This window comes from Pelagovum pacificum (assembly GCF_016134045.1).
GTDB lineage: Bacteria > Pseudomonadota > Alphaproteobacteria > Rhodobacterales > Rhodobacteraceae > Oceanicola > Oceanicola pacificus_A.
The window spans coordinates 3,225,349-3,242,474 of sequence record NZ_CP065915.1; the positions used below are offsets into that span (position 1 = coordinate 3,225,349).

A 17,126-nucleotide genomic window follows, 5' to 3' on the forward strand; every position below is an offset into this window, starting at 1 on the left:
GGACAGGCAACCGCGCCGGCCGCCAATCGTTCCGCTGGGTAAATGAAACCATTCCGCGGCGTCATCCGTATCTCCGATGTCAGACAAGGAGACCCCCATGCGAATGTTCCTTACGCTCGTCGTGCTTTGCGTCCTCGCAATGCCCGCCTTCGCCCAGGACGATGAAGCGGAGATCCGGGGCGTCATCACCGACCAGCTACAGGCCTTCAACGATCGGGACATCGACGAGGCATGGACCCATGCCAGCCCTATGATCCAAGGGCTGTTCGGCTCTCCGTCCAACTTCGGGATGATGGTCGAGAACGGCTACCCGATGGTCTGGACAAACCGGGACCCGCGTTTCACCCAGCTCGATGAGCTTGGCGACCGGATGCGGCAGCGGGTCATCATCGAGGATTCTGACGGCGTCATCCACGCGCTGGAATACGTGATGATCGAAACGGAAAGCGGCTGGAAGATCGACGGCGTATCGCTGGTGCCTGCGCCCGACGTCGGCGCCTGAGGCGCAACGCCCGCCGTCACGGTGGGCTCAGGCCGCCTCAACCCTAACCGGTTACCCCTGCCCCGCGCTGAGACAAGCGGGGAAAGGGACCGGAATGAACAAGGCGATCACCGAGGGACTGGTCTTCATGCCGCCGCCCTTCTCGGGCGGGCTCGACGTCTGGTCGGCGGGCGACGGGATCCCCGGCTCCGACACCTATGACATCATCCCCAACGGCATCTACGTCGCCGCGGATTCGACCTTCGCCGGCTGTCTCGAGGTCCTAAAGACGGAGACGGTGGCCAAGGTCCGCTACACCGGGGAGACGCAGATCCTGCCGGGCTGCTACCTTCAGATCCGCGCAAAGGTGAAAGCCGTCAGCGGCCCCCTGCCCGCCGTTCGCATCGCCGGATGGGCCGGCAAGCCGAACGGCGCGCACCTTGGCGGCGTGACCGAGGTGGGCCCTTCGACCCAACTGACAGACTACGGCGAGGTCGTGGAAGTGACGGCCATCGTCGGGACCGGCGACCGGCAGGGGGTCGACATGGTCTGGACCGGCGCGGCCTACGGGCACTTCGGGATCGACATCACCGGCCCGAACTCGGCCGTCGTTCGGGTGGACGACATCGAGATCGAGGATGTCACCGGCTATTTCTTGCGCGACCTCATGGCGATCGTGGACGTGCGCGACTATGGTGCGAAGGGTGACGGGTCGACCGACGACAGCGCCGCGTTCGAGGCGGCGGATGCCGACGCCGGCGACCGCACGGTGCACGTCCCCGCCGGCACATATTTCCTGAACAACCACGTCACGATGGAAAGCCGCGTGTCCTTTGAAGGCACGATCGCCATGCCTGCCGACAAGCGATTTATCCTGCAGAAGAACTTCGATTTCGACGCCTACTACCAGGCCTTCAAGAACGAGGAACTGGCCTTCCGCAAAGCCTACCAGGCGCTGCTGAACGCCGCCGACCATGAAAGCCTTGACCTTTGCGGGCGACGGATTGCGGTGTTCTCGCCCATCGACATGCAGGCGGCCGAAGGAGAGAAGACCAGCTTCGCCCAGCGCAGGGTGATCCGTAACGGCCAGATCCTCGCCGCCTCCACCGGCGACTGGGACGATATCACTGTCACGGCACAGGCGAGCTATTCGGCATCGAACAACCTCAAGCTCACCAACGTGCAGAACATTTCCGCGATCCCGGTCGGCAGTCTCGTCACCGGCAACGGCGTCGGCAGGGAAGTCTATGTTGCCGGGCGCGACATCGCCAACAAAACGCTGACGCTGAACACCCAGCTCTTCGACGCCGCCGGCACGCAGACCTTCACCTTCCGGCGCTTCCGCTACATCCTCGACTTCTCTGGCTACGACAGCCTCAGCCTGTTCTCGCTCGATGATATCGAGTTCCAGTGCCAGGGCCTGTCGAGCGCCATCATGCTGGCGCGGGGTGGGCTGACCTTCCACGTGCGGGACTGCTTCATCACCCGCCCCAAGGACCGGGGCATCACCTCGCCCAGCCGGGGGTGCCAGGGCCTGCAGGTCGACCGGTGCCAGTTCCTGTCCGACGAGAGCGGCAAGACCGTCAGCCAGCGCAAGAGCATCTGCCTGAACGCCGCCGCCAACGACGTGAAGCTGCGCCAGAACCGCGTGGTACATTTCAAGCACTTCGCGATCCTCGGTGGGACCGGCTCGCTCATCGAGGGGAACCACTACTTCCACGGCGACGGCACGACGAACGGGATCCGCAAGGGCGGGATCATCTTCACCTCGCCCAACCTGCAGTCGATCATCACCGGCAACTACATCGACAACAATTTCATCGAGCTCACGAACGAGCACGACGCGACGCCGGACTTCGGCAACCAGTATTCCTTCGGCGGGCTGACGATCACGGGCAACACGTTCGTCGTCATCGACGTCGCTCCGTGGTTCAACTGGCTGGTCATCAAGCCCTACGGCTCGGGTCACTTCATCCACGGGCTGTCGGTCACCGGAAACTCCTTCCGGACACTGAACTGCACGATCGACCGGATCGAGTCGGTGGACACGACTTACGCGGACCTGAACTTCAGCCGGATGCGCAACGTGGAATTCCGGGGCAACACCTATCACGGCGTGACGGACGAGACGCTGAACCCGGTGAGCGTCACACACACTCAGCACACCGCCGCGAGGCACTGGAACGTCGGGGCCTACGACTACCTGCCCTTCGGCGGGCGGCCTCGCGTGATCGAAAGCGTGGTCGCCGAAGACGGGCTGAAGAACGGATCGGGCTCGGAGCGATTTCCGGGCTTCTACGTGCGGCCCGACCACGAACCGTCGAACAAGAAGTTCCGCATCACGTGGAGCGAGAACGTGAAGGGCCGCGTGCGCTGCATGGTCAGGATGGACAACCCGATCTGAGCTCTGACGCCGGGACGGGTGCGCATCGAGCGCGCACCCTACGGAAAACCGCGCCCTCTCCCCTCGAGGGCGAGGCGACCTCACGCCCGGCAACTGCCCGGATTTCGGGCACTTGTCACCGAACCCGGCAACCCGGCACGCCTCTTCTCTGGTATCCTCGTCGCCGCCGGGCCAAGGTCGGGCAAGAAGACGAGGAGCCCGAAGATCTACGCCCGCCGCCCTCCCGTAGCGCCAAGCCGACCACAACCGCCCCGCACTCGGGGCGAAGGCCGCGTGACGGCCCGTGCCGACGGCTCCGGGCGCTCGCGGATTGGCGAACTCTACCAGTCCGGCTCCATGAAACTGCTGTTTCCCCGCCCCTCCGCCACGGCGCTGGAGGCGGTCGCCCTGAATACCTCGGGCGGGCTGACCGGTGGGGACCGGCTGTCGCTGGAGATCGGAACCGAACCCGGTGCGGCGCTGACCTTTTCCACACAAGCGGCCGAGCGCGCCTATGCCAGCACCGGCGATGTGCCGGCGCAGATGACGACATCGATCCACCTCGCTGGAGGCTCCCGCCTCGACTGGCTGCCGCAGGAGACGATCCTGTTCGACCGCGCCCGCCTGTCGCGCCGCCTGACGGTGGAGATGGCGTGCGACGCCCGGCTGACACTGGTCGAGCCCGTCATCCTCGGGCGGGTCGCAATGGGTGAACGCTGCGGCGACGTCGCGTTCCGAGACAGCTGGGACATCCGGCGGGACGGGAAACTGATCTATGCTGACCGCACCCGGCTCGACGGTGACGTCAGCGCCCTGCTCGCCCGCACGGGCGCGGGTGCGGGCGCTTACGCGACGCTGGTTCACGTCGCCCCCGATGCCGAACGCCACCTCGCCCCGCTGCGCGCGACGCTGCCGGCACCGTCCGGCGTTTCGCTCTTGCGCGACGGCGTGCTGGTGGCAAGGTTGTTAACCGAAGACGGGTTCGCCCTGCGCAGCCTCATCGTTCCGGCGATCGAGCGGCTGACGGACGGCCCGGTGCCGAAAGTATGGAGGCTCTGACGACATGCAGCTGACCCCGCGCGAGAAGGACAAGCTCCTCGTCGCAATGGCCGCCGAGGTCGCCCGGAAACGGCGCGAACGCGGCGTGAAGCTCAACCATCCCGAAGCGATCGCGCTGATCACCGATGCCGTCGTCGAAGGCGCTCGGGACGGCCGGACGGTCGCCGAGATGATGCAGGCGGGTGCGGCGGTGCTGACCCGTGCCGACGTGATGGAAGGCGTGGCCGAGATGATCCACGAGGTGCAGGTCGAAGCGACGTTCCCGGACGGAACGAAGCTTGTGACGGTGCACGATCCCATTCGCTGACAAAGACTTGCGCGCCCCGGTAGCGGGCGCAGACGGACGGACAGAGGAAGTATGGCGATGATCCCAGGCGAAATCATTCCCGCGGATGGCGACATCCAGCTGAACCCGGACCGAAAGGCGATCACCCTGATGGTTGCCAACACCGGCGACCGTCCCGTGCAGGTCGGCAGCCACTTCCATTTCCACGAGACGAACCCGGCGCTCGACTTCGACCGGGACGCGGCGCGGGGCATGCGGCTCGACATCGCGGCGGGCACCGCCGTCCGGTTCGAACCCGGCCAGCGGCGCGAAGTGTCGCTGATCCCGCTGGCGGGAGAGCGCAAGGTCTACGGCTTCAACCAGAAGATCATGGGTCCACTCGCGCTGGCGTTCGCGCTGCTGCTCGGCGTGCCGGACGGCTCCGCGGCAGAGGAGCTCGACTGCAGCGACGGCGGTACCACGCAGATGGAGATGAACGCCTGTTCGCAGCGCGACTACGAAGCGGCGGACGTGAAGCTGAACGAGGCGTGGGGCGAGGCGATCGAAACCGCCCGGACTTTTGGCTACGACGACAAATTGCTCACCGCCCAGCGCGCGTGGATCACCTACCGCGACGCGGCGTGCGAGGCCGAGGCGGCGACGTTCGAGGGCGGCTCGATGGCGCCACTCGTCCGCAACAGCTGCCTCGCTCGACTGACCGAAACACGAACGGAAGACCTGACGATTTTCAATGAACTAGACGGATAACCAACCGCAAACCCCGGGGGACCAAGGCCATGTGCAACGCGTGTGTGATCAATAACGTGAAGAGCTCGATGCTATCGCGACGTGATTTCTTCCGGCGCAGCGCGGCGGTCGGCATCGCGGCGACAGCGGCTGGCGCGATTTCGGCGCGTCCGGCGCTTGCGCAGTCGACGGGAACGGTCACCGACCTGACCTGGGCGCTCGACGGCGACTTCCCGACCTTCGACGGCCTGCCCGGCATCATGTTCGAAGAGGACAAGACCTTCGACCCGGACGGTTACAAGATCTGGAAGGTGACCTTCTTCGAGCATTCCGGCACCCATATCGACGCACCGCTGCACTTCTCCGAAGACGGCACATCGGTCGACGAGCTCGACCCGTCCTCGCTGGTCTGCCCGCTCTGCATCATCGACATCAAGTCGAAGGCCGCGGACGACCCGAACGCGATGCTCGAGCCCGAAGACATCGAGGCCTTCATCTCCGCCAACGGCGACATCCCGGAAGGCGCGTGTGTCGCGATGAATTCCGGCTGGGCGGACAAGATGGGTGAAGAAGGCTACCGAAACGACGCCGACGGCAATTTCACCTTCCCCGGGTTCGCGAAGAGCGCGACCGACATGCTGTCGGAGATGGGCGTCGCCGCGATCGGCGTCGATACGCTTTCGCTCGACCCCGGCAACTCGGCCGATTTCGCGGTTCACTATTCCTGGCTGCCCTCGGGGCACTACGGGATCGAGAACCTCGCCAACCTCGATCAGCTTCCGGCGACCGGGGCGACGCTGTTCGTCGGTGCTCCCAAGCACAAGGGCGGCACCGGCGGTCCCGCCCGTATTCTGGCACTGACCTGAACCATGGCGACCGTGCCCCTTCTTTCCGATGAAGAGGCCGGGCCCCGCGCCCGCGCCGTCTTCGAAGCGATCCGCGAGGCGCGAGGCACGGACTACGTGAACAACTTCTGGCGCGCCCTCGCCCATGACGAGGCCGCGCTCGAGGAGACATGGGCGCGCCTCTCCAGGCTGATGGGACCGGGCGCGCTTGATCCACTGGTGAAAGAGCTGATCTACATTGCCGTCTCGACCGCCAACGGGTGCAGTTACTGCGTCCACTCCCACACCGCAGCCGCCAAGGCGAAGGGTATGACGCCCGAGATGCATGCCGAACTCGTCGCGACGATCGCGATGGCGAACCAGACCAACGCGCAGGTCACCGCGCTTCAGGTGCCGGTCGACGACAGGTTCGACGAAGCATGAGACCGACACTCTTCATGTCCCCCGCCGACTGCATCCGGCTTTCGACCGCGTGCTGGCGACTCTGGGTCGACGCGCAATCCGTCGTGGCGCACCGCATGTTCGGGTTCGCGATGCTCGAGCGATCCTCCCCGTCCGAGATCGGACGGATGCTTGCCGAAAAGCCCGCCGCATTCGGTGAGGCCGCGCTGGCCGCGACCCAGGCCGTGATGGCGGGCAAGCGCCCCGACCAGATCGCTCTCGCCGCGATGGCCCCGGTGGAGCGCCGCGCCCACGGCAATGCCCGTCGCCTCGACAAGCGGGGGCGGTCCTGATGGCGGGCCTGCGCACCACACGGCGGGTCCGCTGGACTAGGTGGCTGGCGCTGTCACCCCTCCTGCTGCTGGGGGCCTGCGCGACGGCCCCCGCCGCGACGGAAGGCACACGCGGTTTCTTCTGGGGCCTGATCGACGGGGGCGTCGCCCCGATCGCCTTTGTCATCTCGATCTTCTCGGACAGCGTCGCGATGTACGGCGTTCCGAACTCCGGAGGCTGGTACGATTTCGGCTTCCTGATCGGCCTGTCCTGCATCTGGGGCGGAGGCGGAACGGCCGCCAGCCGGCGCAGAAAACGCAAATGACCGGCCCTTCGACATTGAACAGTGCTTACGGCACAGCGACCCTCCGGGTCCGCGCTGCCGGGACGAACGAAAGGAACAGCTAGATGCCAGCCCGCATTTCCCGCTCCGACTACGCCGCCATGTTCGGCCCGACCGTCGGCGACAAGGTTCGTCTTGCCGACACGGACCTCATCATCGAGGTGGAGCGCGACCTGATCGCCGAGCGGACCGGCGCGGCCACAGGCGGATCGGGGGCGAACGCGCTGACCTATGGCGAAGAGGTGAAGTTCGGCGGCGGCAAGGTCATCCGCGACGGCATGGGCCAGAGCCAGGCGACACGGGCGGACGGTGCCGTGGACACGGTCATCACCAACGCGCTGATCGTGGACTGGACCGGGATCATCAAGGCGGACGTCGGCCTCAAGGACGGACGCATCGCCAAGATCGGCAAGGCCGGTAATCCTGATGTTCAGCCCGGTGTCGACATCATCGTCGGCCCCGGCACCGAAGTCATCGCCGGGGAGGGTCGCATCCTGACCGCGGGCGGGTTCGACAGCCACATCCACTTCATCTGCCCGCAGCAGATCGAGGATGCACTGCACTCCGGCCTGACGACGATGCTCGGCGGCGGCACCGGCCCCGCACACGGCACGCTGGCCACGACCGTGACACCCGGTCCCTGGCACCTGGAACGGATGATCGGCGCAGCGGATGCGTTCCCGATGAACCTCGCCTTCGCCGGCAAGGGCAACGCCTCTCGCCCCGAAGCGCTGATCGAGCAGATCAAGGCAGGTGCCTGCGCGCTGAAGCTGCACGAGGACTGGGGCACGACGCCCGCCGCTATCGACTGCTGCCTGTCCGTCGCAGACGACATGGACGTGCAGGTCATGATTCACACGGATACCCTGAACGAGAGCGGCTTCGTCGAGAACACCGTCGCCGCCATGAAGGGCCGGACGATCCACGCGTTCCACACCGAAGGTGCGGGCGGCGGACACGCGCCCGACATCATCAAGATCTGCGGTGAGGAGTTCGTTCTGCCCTCATCGACCAACCCGACGCGGCCCTTCACCCGGAACACCATCGATGAGCATCTCGACATGCTCATGGTCTGCCACCACCTCGACAAATCGATCCCCGAGGATGTCGCCTTCGCCGAGTCCCGCATCCGGCGCGAGACGATCGCGGCCGAGGACATCCTGCATGACATGGGCGCCTTCTCGATCATCGCGTCGGATTCGCAGGCCATGGGCCGAGTGGGCGAAGTGCTGATCCGCACATGGCAGACCGCCGACAAGATGAAGAAGCAGCGCGGTCGCCTCCCGGAGGAGACGGGCGAGAACGACAACTTCCGTGTCCGCCGCTACATCGCGAAATACACGATCAACCCGGCCATCGCGCACGGCATCGGTCACCAGATCGGGTCGATCGAGGAAGGCAAGCGCGCCGACCTCGTGTTGTGGAACCCCGCCTTCTTCGGCGTGAAGCCCGAAATGGTGCTGCTCGGCGGTGCCATCGCGGCGGCACAGATGGGCGATCCGAACGCGTCCATCCCGACGCCGCAGCCGGTCTACTCCCGGCCGATGTTCGGCGCCTATGGCAAGGCGCGGACGGCCACCTCCGTCGTCTTCACCAGCCAGGCCGCCATCGATGCGGGCATCGTCGAACGCTACGCGACCGACAAGGAGCTGATCGCGGTGAACAACACCCGGAAGATCGGCAAGAAGGACCTGAAGCTGAACGACGCGACGCCCAAGGTCGAGGTGAACCCCGAAACCTACGAAGTGCGTGCGGACGGAGAACTGTTGACCTGCGAGCCGGCCGAGGTGTTGCCGATGGCCCAGCGTTACTTCATGTTCTGATGCATATCGCAGAAAGGATTATGAGTATGGATAGTCTGAAGACAGCATTTCTTCTGGCGGCCGTTGGCGCCACGCCGCTCGCCGCGCAGACTGCCTGCCCGACCGCCGAAGACCTCGGTGCAGGTGTGCAGCTGACGCTGGAAGACGGCACGATCGAGACGTTCCGCCCCCTGACGGCAGACGTGATCCGCGTGACCGGCGGCGACGTCGACGAGGGAGAGACCTACTCTCTCGACCTCGGGAAAGGCGTTTTCACGCTGGTGTTCCAGGACCTCTACGAGGGCGAGCTCGACGCCAGCGCCCGGTCGGTCTACGCCTACCCGGTGCCACCCGGCGAACTGCCGGACATCACACCGAACGCCACGTTCGAATTGCAGCCGGTCGTGCTCGAGTTCGGCGACCTCTACGGCGAGTCAGAGCGGTACGAGACCAGCGCCGCCTACGACCTTCAGATCGGGGACTGCACTTACGAGGCGATCGACATCCTCGTCAGCTACGGCGACGACGACACCTATGTCGATGGCCTGACCTACATTACCGAACTTGGCATCGCCTACCTCGCCTTCTGGGTCGAGTCCGACGAGCGGACCGACACGCCCGCCGCCAACATCACGGTCGTGCAATGACGGACCTCCCCGCCGCCGGATCGGTGCTGCGCGCCGCCGACAGGGCGGGGAAGACGCCGTTCGATCTCGTGCCGCTGACCTACGACGAGCGGATGCTTCGACGCCGCAGGCTTGTCACCGCGCACGACGAGGGGTTTCTCGTCGACCTGCCACAGACGGTGTCCGTCGATCAGGGCGATTGCTTTGCGCTGGCCGACGGACGGCTGGTGGAGGTCATTGCGGCGGAGGAAGAGCTGCTCGAGGTCTCGGCCGGAGTGGAGGCTGTCGCCCGGATCGCCTGGCACATCGGCAACCGTCATGCGCCGGCGCAGATCGAAAGTGGCGAAGGTACACCGCGCATCCTGATCCGTCGTGACCCGGTACTGGCGAAGATGCTGGAACAGCTCGGCGCGACCGTGACGGAGGTGCGCGAACCGTTCCGACCCGAGGGCGGGGCCTATGGCGTCGGCCGCACGATGGGACATTCCCACGGTGACGGTCACTCCCACGCGCATGACCATCACGACCATACGCACGACCACCATCACCGCGATCACTGACCATGCAGGCCGATGCCCGCCTCCTTCTGACGCAATGGACCTCGGCCAGCTTTCCGACCGGGGCTTTCGCGTGGTCGCACGGGCTGGAACAGGCAATCGCCGAAGGCGCCGTTCGGGACGCCGCAAGCCTGACCGACTGGCTTCGCGACCTGCTGCACCACGGAACCGGCCGCAACGATGCCATCCTGATCGCGCTGGCGTTTCATGCCGAAGACCCCGCTCCCGTCGCCGCACTCGCCGATGCCCTGTCGCCCTCCGTCGAGCGGCGGAAGGAAGCGCTCGGCACCGGTGGCGCCCTTGCCCGCACGCTGCGCGACGCCTGGGACCTGCCCGTGCCCGACATGCCCTACCCCGTCGCGCTCGGCCATGCGGCGCAACTTGCAGGCCTTCCGGTGGCGGACGTGATCGCCCAGCACCTGCAGGCGTTCCTGACGAACCTCGTGCAATGTGCTTTGCGGCTCATGCCACTTGGCCAGACGGGCGGACAGCGCGTGCTCCGCGCCCTGCTCGACGACATACCGTCGCTGGCGGAGGCTCTCGCCCACGCGACCGAAGACGACCTCGGCAGCGCGGCCTTCGCCATCGACACAGCCTCGATGCGGCACGAAACCCTCGAACCCCGGCTTTTCCGTTCGTGACGGGCCGGGACAACCGAAAGGACTGGACATGACCTCCTCCAACGGCCCCCTTCGAGTCGGCATCGGCGGACCTGTCGGTGCGGGCAAGACGACCCTGACCGCCCGCCTCGCCGAGCGACTGAAGGACAGGCTGAGCATCGCGGTCATCACCAACGACATCTACACGCAGGAGGATGCCGAGGCGCTGATGCGGATGCAGATCCTGCCCGGCGACCGTATCCTCGGGGTCGAGACGGGCGGTTGCCCGCATACCGCGATCCGCGAGGATGCCTCGATCAACCTCGCCGCCGTGGACGAGTTGCGCGGCCGGCATCCCGACCTCGACGTGATCCTGATCGAGTCCGGCGGCGACAACCTGTCGGCCACCTTCTCGCCGGAGCTCGCGGACGTCACGATCTACGTGATCGACGTCGCCGCGGGTGAGGAGATCCCGCGAAAAGGCGGTCCCGCGATCACCCGGTCGGACGTGCTGGTCATCAACAAGACGGACCTCGCGCCACATGTCGGCGCGTCGCTGGAGGTGATGGAGCGTGACGCCGCCCGAATGCGCGGCAGCCGTCCGACGGTCTTCACGAGCCTGCGCAAGGGCGATGGCATCGACGCGGTGATCGCCCACCTCGCCGAAGTCGGCGGCCTGCCCCTCGTTTCGACCGCAGCCGAGTAGGCTCAGACGGCCTGCGGCAGGGGGCGTCCCTCGGCCCAGGCCTTCGCGTTGTCGACGGCCATCATGCCCATCGCGACGCGCGTTTCGTAAGTCGCGCTGCCGAGGTGGGGCAGCAGAACGCAGTTCTCCAGCGCGCGCAGGCGCTCGGGCACGTGGGGCTCGTTCTCGTAGACGTCGAGCCCGGCTCCCGCGATGGTTCCAGCCTCCAGCGCGTCGATCAGCGCGGCCTCATCCACGACCTCGCCCCGCGCGATGTTGACGAAGATACCCTCGGGACGCATCGCGGCGAGCGCCTCCGCATCGATCAGGTGCGTGGTCGCCGGCCCGCCGGGCACGGTGACGACGACGATGTCGGCGCGATGCATCAGGTCGTGCAGGCTGTCGACCTGCTCTGCCGGGACGGGCGCGTCCTTCCTGGACCGGTTGTGGTAGATCACCTTCATGTCGAAACCGTGGTGGCACTTCCGCGCGACCGCAGCGCCGATCCGGCCCATGCCGACGATGCCGACCGTCTTTCCGGTGACATGCGTGCCGAGCATCGACTTCGGCCCGAAGCCGCCCCACGCGCCGGAGCGCAGCAACCGCTCCCCCTCACCCGCGCGGCGGCAGGTCGACAGGATCAGCGTCATGCCGATGTCCGCCGTCGCATCCGTCAGGACGTCCGGCGTGTTGGATACGACGAGGCCTGCAGCTTTCGCCGCATCGACGTCGATGTGGTTGTAGCCCACGCCGAAGTTGGCGAGCACCTTGCAGCGAATGTCTCCGGCGGCCGCGAAGGTTTCCGCGCCGAAGTCGTCGCCGAGCGTGGGGATCATCGCGTCGTAATCCTGCAACGCGGTGGCGGCGGCGGCACGGTCCAGCGCCTCGGTCCCGATGGTCACATCGAACATCTCTCGCGCGGCTTCGATCACGGGCGGCAGCGGCTCACGGCTGATGAACAGCGTCTTCAATGCAGGCGACCTCCGACCGGGACTGTCTTGTCAGGTGCGACGAGAACGATGGCGCCCTCTTCATCCGGCACGCCGAGGACGAGGACTTCGGACATGAACTTGCCGATCTGGCGGGGCGGGAAGTTGACGACCGCCATCACCCGGCGCCCGATCAGCGTTTCCGGCGTGTAATGCACGGTGATCTGTGCCGAGGTCTTCTTCTCCCCGATCTCGTCGCCGAAACTGATCCACATCTTGATCGCGGGCTTGCGCGCCTCGGGGAAGGGCTCGGCGTGGGTGATCTCACCCACGCGGATATCGACCGCGAGGAAGTCGTCGAAGGTGATCTCAGCCACGGGACAATTCCTTCGAGCGTTCGGCGGCGGCCTTTACGGCGCGGCGCAGCAGGGCGGGGAAGCCGTTCGTTTCATCCATCAGAACCTCGAGCGCGGCCTGCGTCGTGCCGTTGGGCGAGGTGACGTTGCGACGAAGCTGATCCGGTGCCTCGTCCGCGTCCTCGGCCAACTGGCCGGCACCGCCCACAGTCGCCTTGGCGAGCGCCATGGCGAGGTCCGGCGGCAGCCCTTCGGCCTCCCCCGCTGCGGCGAGCGTTTCGACAAGGTGGAAGACGTAGGCCGGGCCAGAGCCCGACACGGCGGTTACCGCGTCCATCTGGTGTTCGCCCTCAAGGCGAACGACTTGCCCGACCGAGGTCAGCAGCGCTTCGGCAAGCGAAAGGTGATCTTCGCCGACGTTCGCGTTTCCGGCGATCGCGGTGATGCCTCGACCAATGGCGGCGGGAGTGTTCGGCATGGCGCGGATGATGGGGGCGGAGTCGCCGAACGCCGCTTCGTAGCGGGACAATGGTGTACCGGCAGCGACAGACAGGATCAGCGTCTTTCCGGAGCCGAATGTCTCACGCCCCGCGAGCGCCTCGTCCATGATCTGAGGCTTCACGGCAACCAGAAGGATCGCCGGATCGGCGGGGAGAGGCTCATTGATGTGAACCCCCTGCGCCTGAAGCCAGTCTGAGGGGTTCGGATCGGCGACGTGGACGGACCCGGGCGGCAGACCGCCTTTCAGCCATCCGGCGAGCATCGCCGATCCCATCTTTCCACAGCCAAGCAGCACGAGGCCGCGGGCAGTTACGTCATCCATGTTCATGGCGCGCACTTTCGCCACGCGGCCGCGTGGATGCAAGCCGTTAGGCGATGATCAGATCTCGCCTTCGGCGTACCAGTCGCCCATCTTCACTTCGGTCGCATCGCCGGCAAGCTCGGCGAATTCGGCCGGATCCTGCGTGCCGCCATCCTGACCGCGGTAGTGATAGGGATAGACGTAGGTCGGCGTGAAGCTCTGGACCGCTTCGGCCGCCTGCTCGGCAGTCATGGTGTAGGGGAGGTTCATGCAGAGGAAGGCCAGGTCGATGTCCTCGAGCGCCATCATCTCTTCCGTCGGCTCCGTGTCGCCGGAGATGTAGACCCGGAAGTCTTCGAAGCTGAGCACGTAACCGTTGTCCCGGCCCGGCGGGTGATAGTTCAGCCGGTCCTCGGTCGTGTTGTGGGCCGGAATAGCGTCGATCGTCAGACCGTTCCACGTGGTCGAGCCACCGTTTTCCAGTGTCTCCGCCGTCTCCATCATGTCTGTGGGCAGCATGCCATGGACGTTGGGGTTGGTGATCAGGTGCGTCTCGTCCCCCATCAGCGCGGTAAGCGTGTCGGCGTTGAAGTGGTCGCCATGTTCGTGCGTGATAAGGATCAGGTCGGGCGCCGGGTAGTCGGCGTAGGCGTCGGCCTCACCCACCGGGTCGCAATAGATCGTGCCAAGTGGCGTCTCCATCACGAAGGAGGCGTGTTCGATCGGGTGTACGATGATGTCCCCGGCGCTTGTCTCGAATGTATCGGACATTTGGTCCTGCGCCTTTGCGGCGAACGGCAGGACCGTGATGGCCCCGGCGGACGCGGTTGCTGTCTTGAGAAATGCGCGACGCGTCTGTGTCATGGGTCTCTCCTGTCGGGTTGGTTGCCGATAGGTAATCCGCGCTACTGGCTCGGCAATCACGTTCCGGTCATTTCGACCATCGCCGCGGAGGGCGCGATGACCGGGCCGAAGGATCGCGCGTTGAGCCGGTAGCTCCACCAGATGATGTGCCGCGACGGCGAAGGTGAGCGACCCGCACAGAACGATGGAAAAAGCGAACGGACCGCTGACATGTTCGGCGACGACAACCAGCACCGGCATGTGAAGCAGGTACAGCCCGAAGGAGTAGCGGCCAACCCACCGCAGGACGGGCGCAGAGAGGGGGCGCGTGATGTTGGCGCGAGAGGTGGTCGCCAGGATGATGACGGCCGCCAGCGCGAGGGCCACAGGGTCCTTGTAGGTCGCCGTGACAGGGAGGCCGAGCGCGTCACGGATCACAGGCGGCGTCAGCAGAAGAAGGGGAAGAAGCCAGATGCCCAGCCAGCGCCCGGATGGCAATTTCGCGATGACGCAACCGATGAGGAAAGCATGAAGCCAGTGGGCGATGTCGGACGTGTCCGGATTGCCGGATGCCTTGCCGGCTAACAGCAGGGCCCCTTGAAGAGCCAGCAGTGCGACAAGTCCGGTGCGGAACCGCCCGTAACTGTCTGCCAGCCAGAGCAACAGGAACAGCGTGTAGAACTGAACCTCGACCGGGATCGACCACAGGACGCCGGGCGCGTCGATCAGCATCGCTGCGCGCCAGAAATCGCCGGCCGTCTCAACCTCGTACCCGGGGAGGACGGGCGACAGGATCAGCACCACCAAGAACAGCGGCAGAACCCGCGCGCCCCGCTTCAGGGCGAATTCACCGGCCGTAGTCGGAGTGCAGGCACGTCCCGACGCCAGCCGCATCATCAGGCAGCCGCTCAGGCCGTAGAACAGCAGGACCCCGAACTCACCGAAGCCATGACCGAGCACCGCCGGCAGAAGCCCGTGGTTCGCCGAATGGGACAGGACAACGATCAGCGCGGCGACGGCGCGAAGGCCGTCGAGTTCCCCGACATGTGACTTCGGCTTCACTTGCTGCATCCAAGATCACCTTCCTCGACCGTTCGATGATGCGATCGGCGGAGTCGGGCAACAAGGAAATAGGACGTATTTTACGGACCGAGCGCAGGGCCCAATGAAAAAGGCGCCCCGAAAAGGGACGCCTTTTAGGATAATTCGAGGTGCTGAGTGTCAGCCGCGCTCTTCGACGATCTCGACGAGGTGCGGAATCGACTCGACCATGCCACGCACGGAAGGCGTATCTTCCAGTTCGCGGGTCTTGTGCATTTTGTTCAGGCCCAGGCCAACCAGCGTGGCACGCTGCTTGGACGGGCGGCGGATCGGGGAGCCGATCTGCTTGACGACGATGGTCTTGGCCATGGTTTATGCGTCCTCCGCGACTTGAGAGGACTCCTCGGGAGCCTCGTCACGCTTGGGCAGGATGTCCGCGACCTTCTTGCCACGACGCTGAGCGACAGCGCGGGGCGACTGGGCCTGCACGAGGCCTTCGAGCGTGGCACGGATCATGTTGTAGGGGTTCTGCGAACCGATCGACTTGGCGACGACGTCCTGGACGCCGAGCATTTCGAAGACAGCACGCATCGGACCACCGGCGATGATACCGGTACCGTGCGGGGCGGTGCGCATGACGACGCGGCCGGCGCCGTGGCGGCCTTCCATGTCGTGGTGCAGCGTCCGGCCTTCACGGAGCGGAACGCGGATCATCTGGCGCTTCGCCTGCTCGGTGGCCTTGCGGATGGCCTCGGGGACCTCCTTGGCCTTGCCTTTGCCGAAGCCGACGCGGCCTTTCTGGTCGCCGACGACGACGAGCGCGGCGAAGCCGAAACGCTTACCGCCCTTGACCGTCTTGGACACGCGGTTGATCGCGACGAGACGATCGGCGAACTCGGGCGTCTGCTCCTCGCGATCGCGGCGGCCGCGGCCACCACCGTCACGGTTGTTGCCACGGTTGTTGGGTTCTCTGGCCATGAGGCCTCCTGAAATTCGTGGCGCGGGAGCGCGCCTGGTCTGTCCAATCGAAGTGACCCTCTCGGGTCCCCGATCATCGAGGGCTTACGCCCTTCCGAAATGGTGTGGAGGGTGCGCATCGAGCGCGCACCCTACGGTCACCGGTGACCGATCCCCGGAGGGATCAGATCTTCAGGCCGCCCTCCCGGGCGGCGTCCGCGAGGGCCTTGATCTTCCCGTGGTACAGGAAGCCGCCGCGGTCGAACTGGGCCTCGGTCACACCGGCGGCCTTGGCACGCTCGGCGATCGCGGAGCCAACCTTGGCCGCCGCTTCGAGGTTGTTCGTTCCGACGATCCCGAGGTCCTTCTCCAGCGAGGAGGCCGCGGCCAGGGTCTTGCCCTGAACGTCGTCGATCAGCTGAACGCTGATGTTCTTGTTGCTCCGGTGAACGGAGAGCCGGGGAACCCCGGTGTTCACCTTGCGGAGTTTGTTCCGGACGCGCAGGCGGCGCTTGAGGAACAAGGTGCGCTTGTTGGTAGCCATTCCTGTCGTCCTTACTTACGCTTGCCTTCCTTACGGAAGATATATTCGTCCACGTACTTGATGCCCTTGCCCTTGTAGGGCTCCGGCGGGCGCCATTCGCGAATGTTCGCCGCGACCTGACCGACCATCTGCTGGTCGGCACCCTCGACGATGATCTGCGTCGGCTTCGGCGCGTTGATCGTCACGCCGTCCGGCACGATGAAATCGACGTCGTGGCTGTAGCCGAGGTTCAGCTTCAGGGTGTTGCCCTGCATCTGAGCGCGGTAGCCGACGCCGTTGATCTCGAGCTCTTTCTTGAAGCCGTCGGTCACGCCCTGAACGAGGTTCGCGACCATCGTGCGGGACATGCCCCACTGCTGGCGCGCACGCTTGGACTTGCCGCGCGGCGTGACGCTGACACTGTTGTCCTCGACGGACAGAGTGACATCGTCGGTGGCGGTGAAGCTGCGGGTGCCTTTCGGCCCCTTCACTTCGATCGTCTGGCCGGACACCGAGGCGCTTACGCCCGACGGCAGCTCGACCGGTTTTTTCCCAATACGAGACATCGT

Annotated in this window: 22 protein-coding genes and 2 pseudogenes; 15 read left to right on the forward strand and 9 right to left on the reverse strand. The window is 65.7% G+C overall.

Going from position 1 to position 17,126, the window contains the following annotated elements; translation table 11 throughout:
• Positions 1–97 precede the first annotated feature (97 nt).
• The 15 genes and pseudogenes from I8N54_RS15745 to ureG all read left to right on the forward strand — a co-directional run bounded on the left by I8N54_RS15745 (position 98) and on the right by ureG (position 11,127).
• A complete protein-coding gene (locus I8N54_RS15745; RefSeq protein WP_140196193.1) occupies positions 98–502 on the forward strand; it encodes a DUF4864 domain-containing protein in 405 nt (134 codons plus the stop codon).
• Positions 503–596: 94 nt separating this feature from the next.
• The gene (locus I8N54_RS15750; protein WP_140196194.1) at positions 597–2,885 is read left to right on the forward strand and encodes a glycosyl hydrolase family 28-related protein; all 2,289 of its coding nucleotides are present in this window, start codon (positions 597–599) and stop codon (positions 2,883–2,885) included.
• A 273-nt stretch (positions 2,886–3,158) separates the two neighbouring features.
• On the forward strand, positions 3,159–3,923 hold the full coding sequence (locus I8N54_RS15755) for an urease accessory protein UreD (RefSeq protein ID WP_231592697.1): 765 nt from the start codon (positions 3,159–3,161) through the stop codon (positions 3,921–3,923).
• A gap of 4 nt (positions 3,924–3,927) precedes the next feature.
• Complete coding sequence (locus I8N54_RS15760; RefSeq protein ID WP_140196195.1) at positions 3,928–4,230, forward strand: urease subunit gamma; 303 nt, start codon at positions 3,928–3,930, stop codon at positions 4,228–4,230.
• 57 nt (positions 4,231–4,287) lie between these two features.
• Positions 4,288–4,590, forward strand: a pseudogene (locus I8N54_RS20225) (urease subunit beta); the annotation flags it as partial.
• Complete coding sequence (locus tag I8N54_RS20230) at positions 4,579–4,956, forward strand: lysozyme inhibitor LprI family protein (RefSeq protein WP_269434073.1); 378 nt, start codon at positions 4,579–4,581, stop codon at positions 4,954–4,956. The pseudogene I8N54_RS20225 and the gene I8N54_RS20230, both read left to right, overlap by 12 nt.
• Positions 4,957–4,985: 29 nt before the next feature.
• The gene (locus I8N54_RS15770) at positions 4,986–5,801 is read left to right on the forward strand and encodes a cyclase family protein (protein WP_140196196.1); all 816 of its coding nucleotides are present in this window, start codon (positions 4,986–4,988) and stop codon (positions 5,799–5,801) included.
• 3 nt (positions 5,802–5,804) lie between these two features.
• Positions 5,805–6,203, forward strand: coding sequence for a carboxymuconolactone decarboxylase family protein (locus I8N54_RS15775; protein ID WP_140196197.1), 399 nt, complete (start codon positions 5,805–5,807; stop codon positions 6,201–6,203).
• Positions 6,200–6,514 carry an antifreeze protein gene (locus tag I8N54_RS15780; RefSeq protein WP_140196198.1) on the forward strand — a complete coding sequence of 105 codons (315 nt, stop codon included), beginning with the start codon at positions 6,200–6,202 and terminating at the stop codon, positions 6,512–6,514. The genes I8N54_RS15775 and I8N54_RS15780 overlap by 4 nt, the downstream gene beginning before the upstream one ends.
• The gene (locus tag I8N54_RS15785; protein ID WP_197097636.1) at positions 6,514–6,819 is read left to right on the forward strand and encodes a hypothetical protein; all 306 of its coding nucleotides are present in this window, start codon (positions 6,514–6,516) and stop codon (positions 6,817–6,819) included. Before I8N54_RS15780 ends, I8N54_RS15785 begins: the two co-directional genes overlap by 1 nt.
• A gap of 83 nt (positions 6,820–6,902) precedes the next feature.
• Entirely contained in the window at positions 6,903–8,660 is a 1,758-nt protein-coding gene (gene ureC, locus I8N54_RS15790) for an urease subunit alpha (protein WP_140196199.1), read from the forward strand.
• 26 nt (positions 8,661–8,686) lie between these two features.
• Positions 8,687–9,286: a hypothetical protein gene (locus tag I8N54_RS15795; RefSeq protein WP_140196200.1), complete on the forward strand. Its 600-nt coding sequence runs from the start codon at positions 8,687–8,689 to the stop codon at positions 9,284–9,286.
• Positions 9,283–9,825, forward strand: a complete 543-nt coding sequence (locus I8N54_RS15800; RefSeq protein WP_140196201.1) for an urease accessory protein UreE — start codon at positions 9,283–9,285, stop codon at positions 9,823–9,825. The genes I8N54_RS15795 and I8N54_RS15800 overlap by 4 nt, the downstream gene beginning before the upstream one ends.
• Positions 9,826–9,827: 2 nt before the next feature.
• A complete protein-coding gene (locus tag I8N54_RS15805) occupies positions 9,828–10,463 on the forward strand; it encodes an urease accessory protein UreF (protein ID WP_140196202.1) in 636 nt (211 codons plus the stop codon).
• A gap of 28 nt (positions 10,464–10,491) precedes the next feature.
• A complete protein-coding gene (gene ureG, locus I8N54_RS15810) occupies positions 10,492–11,127 on the forward strand; it encodes an urease accessory protein UreG (RefSeq protein ID WP_140196203.1) in 636 nt (211 codons plus the stop codon).
• Positions 11,128–11,129: 2 nt separating this feature from the next.
• Here the strand turns inward: ureG and I8N54_RS15815 are convergent, their stop codons facing one another.
• The 9 genes and pseudogenes from I8N54_RS15815 to rplF form a co-directional block, all read right to left on the reverse strand.
• Entirely contained in the window at positions 11,130–12,077 is a 948-nt protein-coding gene (locus I8N54_RS15815; protein ID WP_140196204.1) for a 2-hydroxyacid dehydrogenase, read from the reverse strand.
• Positions 12,074–12,412, reverse strand: a complete 339-nt coding sequence (locus I8N54_RS15820) for a tRNA-binding protein (RefSeq protein WP_140196205.1) — start codon at positions 12,410–12,412, stop codon at positions 12,074–12,076. Before I8N54_RS15820 ends, I8N54_RS15815 begins: the two co-directional genes overlap by 4 nt.
• Positions 12,405–13,220: a pyrroline-5-carboxylate reductase gene (gene proC / locus I8N54_RS15825; RefSeq protein WP_140196206.1), complete on the reverse strand. Its 816-nt coding sequence runs from the start codon at positions 13,218–13,220 to the stop codon at positions 12,405–12,407. Before proC ends, I8N54_RS15820 begins: the two co-directional genes overlap by 8 nt.
• A 51-nt stretch (positions 13,221–13,271) precedes the next feature.
• Positions 13,272–14,057 carry an MBL fold metallo-hydrolase gene (locus I8N54_RS20235; protein WP_231592724.1) on the reverse strand — a complete coding sequence of 262 codons (786 nt, stop codon included), beginning with the start codon at positions 14,055–14,057 and terminating at the stop codon, positions 13,272–13,274.
• Positions 14,058–14,219: 162 nt separating this feature from the next.
• A pseudogene (locus I8N54_RS20240) lies at positions 14,220–15,107 on the reverse strand (acyltransferase family protein); the annotation flags it as partial.
• 150 nt (positions 15,108–15,257) lie between these two features.
• Positions 15,258–15,446 carry a 50S ribosomal protein L30 gene (rpmD, locus tag I8N54_RS15835; RefSeq protein WP_140196208.1) on the reverse strand — a complete coding sequence of 63 codons (189 nt, stop codon included), beginning with the start codon at positions 15,444–15,446 and terminating at the stop codon, positions 15,258–15,260.
• 3 nt (positions 15,447–15,449) lie between these two features.
• On the reverse strand, positions 15,450–16,055 hold the full coding sequence (gene rpsE / locus I8N54_RS15840) for a 30S ribosomal protein S5 (RefSeq protein WP_140196209.1): 606 nt from the start codon (positions 16,053–16,055) through the stop codon (positions 15,450–15,452).
• Positions 16,056–16,218: 163 nt separating this feature from the next.
• On the reverse strand, positions 16,219–16,578 hold the full coding sequence (gene rplR / locus I8N54_RS15845; protein WP_140196210.1) for a 50S ribosomal protein L18: 360 nt from the start codon (positions 16,576–16,578) through the stop codon (positions 16,219–16,221).
• A gap of 11 nt (positions 16,579–16,589) precedes the next feature.
• Positions 16,590–17,123, reverse strand: coding sequence for a 50S ribosomal protein L6 (rplF, locus tag I8N54_RS15850; RefSeq protein WP_140196211.1), 534 nt, complete (start codon positions 17,121–17,123; stop codon positions 16,590–16,592).
• Positions 17,124–17,126: the final 3 nt, after the last annotated feature.

What these genes read in the sequence shown, in the direction of transcription:
- I8N54_RS15745 (WP_140196193.1), top strand. Translation starts at nt 98, where the DNA reads ATGCGAATGTTCCTTACGCTCGTCGTGCTTTGCGTCCTCGCAATGCCC.
- I8N54_RS15750 (WP_140196194.1), top strand. Translation starts at nt 597, where the DNA reads ATGAACAAGGCGATCACCGAGGGACTGGTCTTCATGCCGCCGCCCTTC.
- I8N54_RS15760 (WP_140196195.1), top strand. Translation starts at nt 3,928, where the DNA reads ATGCAGCTGACCCCGCGCGAGAAGGACAAGCTCCTCGTCGCAATGGCC.
- I8N54_RS20230 (WP_269434073.1), top strand. Translation starts at nt 4,579, where the DNA reads ATGGGTCCACTCGCGCTGGCGTTCGCGCTGCTGCTCGGCGTGCCGGAC.
- I8N54_RS15770 (WP_140196196.1), top strand. Translation starts at nt 4,986, where the DNA reads ATGTGCAACGCGTGTGTGATCAATAACGTGAAGAGCTCGATGCTATCG.
- I8N54_RS15775 (WP_140196197.1), top strand. Translation starts at nt 5,805, where the DNA reads ATGGCGACCGTGCCCCTTCTTTCCGATGAAGAGGCCGGGCCCCGCGCC.
- I8N54_RS15780 (WP_140196198.1), top strand. Translation starts at nt 6,200, where the DNA reads ATGAGACCGACACTCTTCATGTCCCCCGCCGACTGCATCCGGCTTTCG.
- I8N54_RS15785 (WP_197097636.1), top strand. Translation starts at nt 6,514, where the DNA reads ATGGCGGGCCTGCGCACCACACGGCGGGTCCGCTGGACTAGGTGGCTG.
- ureC (WP_140196199.1), top strand. Translation starts at nt 6,903, where the DNA reads ATGCCAGCCCGCATTTCCCGCTCCGACTACGCCGCCATGTTCGGCCCG.
- I8N54_RS15795 (WP_140196200.1), top strand. Translation starts at nt 8,687, where the DNA reads ATGGATAGTCTGAAGACAGCATTTCTTCTGGCGGCCGTTGGCGCCACG.
- I8N54_RS15800 (WP_140196201.1), top strand. Translation starts at nt 9,283, where the DNA reads ATGACGGACCTCCCCGCCGCCGGATCGGTGCTGCGCGCCGCCGACAGG.
- I8N54_RS15805 (WP_140196202.1), top strand. Translation starts at nt 9,828, where the DNA reads ATGCAGGCCGATGCCCGCCTCCTTCTGACGCAATGGACCTCGGCCAGC.
- ureG (WP_140196203.1), top strand. Translation starts at nt 10,492, where the DNA reads ATGACCTCCTCCAACGGCCCCCTTCGAGTCGGCATCGGCGGACCTGTC.
- proC (WP_140196206.1), bottom strand. Translation starts at nt 13,220, where the DNA reads ATGAACATGGATGACGTAACTGCCCGCGGCCTCGTGCTGCTTGGCTGT.
- I8N54_RS20235 (WP_231592724.1), bottom strand. Translation starts at nt 14,057, where the DNA reads ATGACACAGACGCGTCGCGCATTTCTCAAGACAGCAACCGCGTCCGCC.
- rpmD (WP_140196208.1), bottom strand. Translation starts at nt 15,446, where the DNA reads ATGGCCAAGACCATCGTCGTCAAGCAGATCGGCTCCCCGATCCGCCGC.
- rpsE (WP_140196209.1), bottom strand. Translation starts at nt 16,055, where the DNA reads ATGGCCAGAGAACCCAACAACCGTGGCAACAACCGTGACGGTGGTGGC.
- rplR (WP_140196210.1), bottom strand. Translation starts at nt 16,578, where the DNA reads ATGGCTACCAACAAGCGCACCTTGTTCCTCAAGCGCCGCCTGCGCGTC.
- rplF (WP_140196211.1), bottom strand. Translation starts at nt 17,123, where the DNA reads ATGTCTCGTATTGGGAAAAAACCGGTCGAGCTGCCGTCGGGCGTAAGC.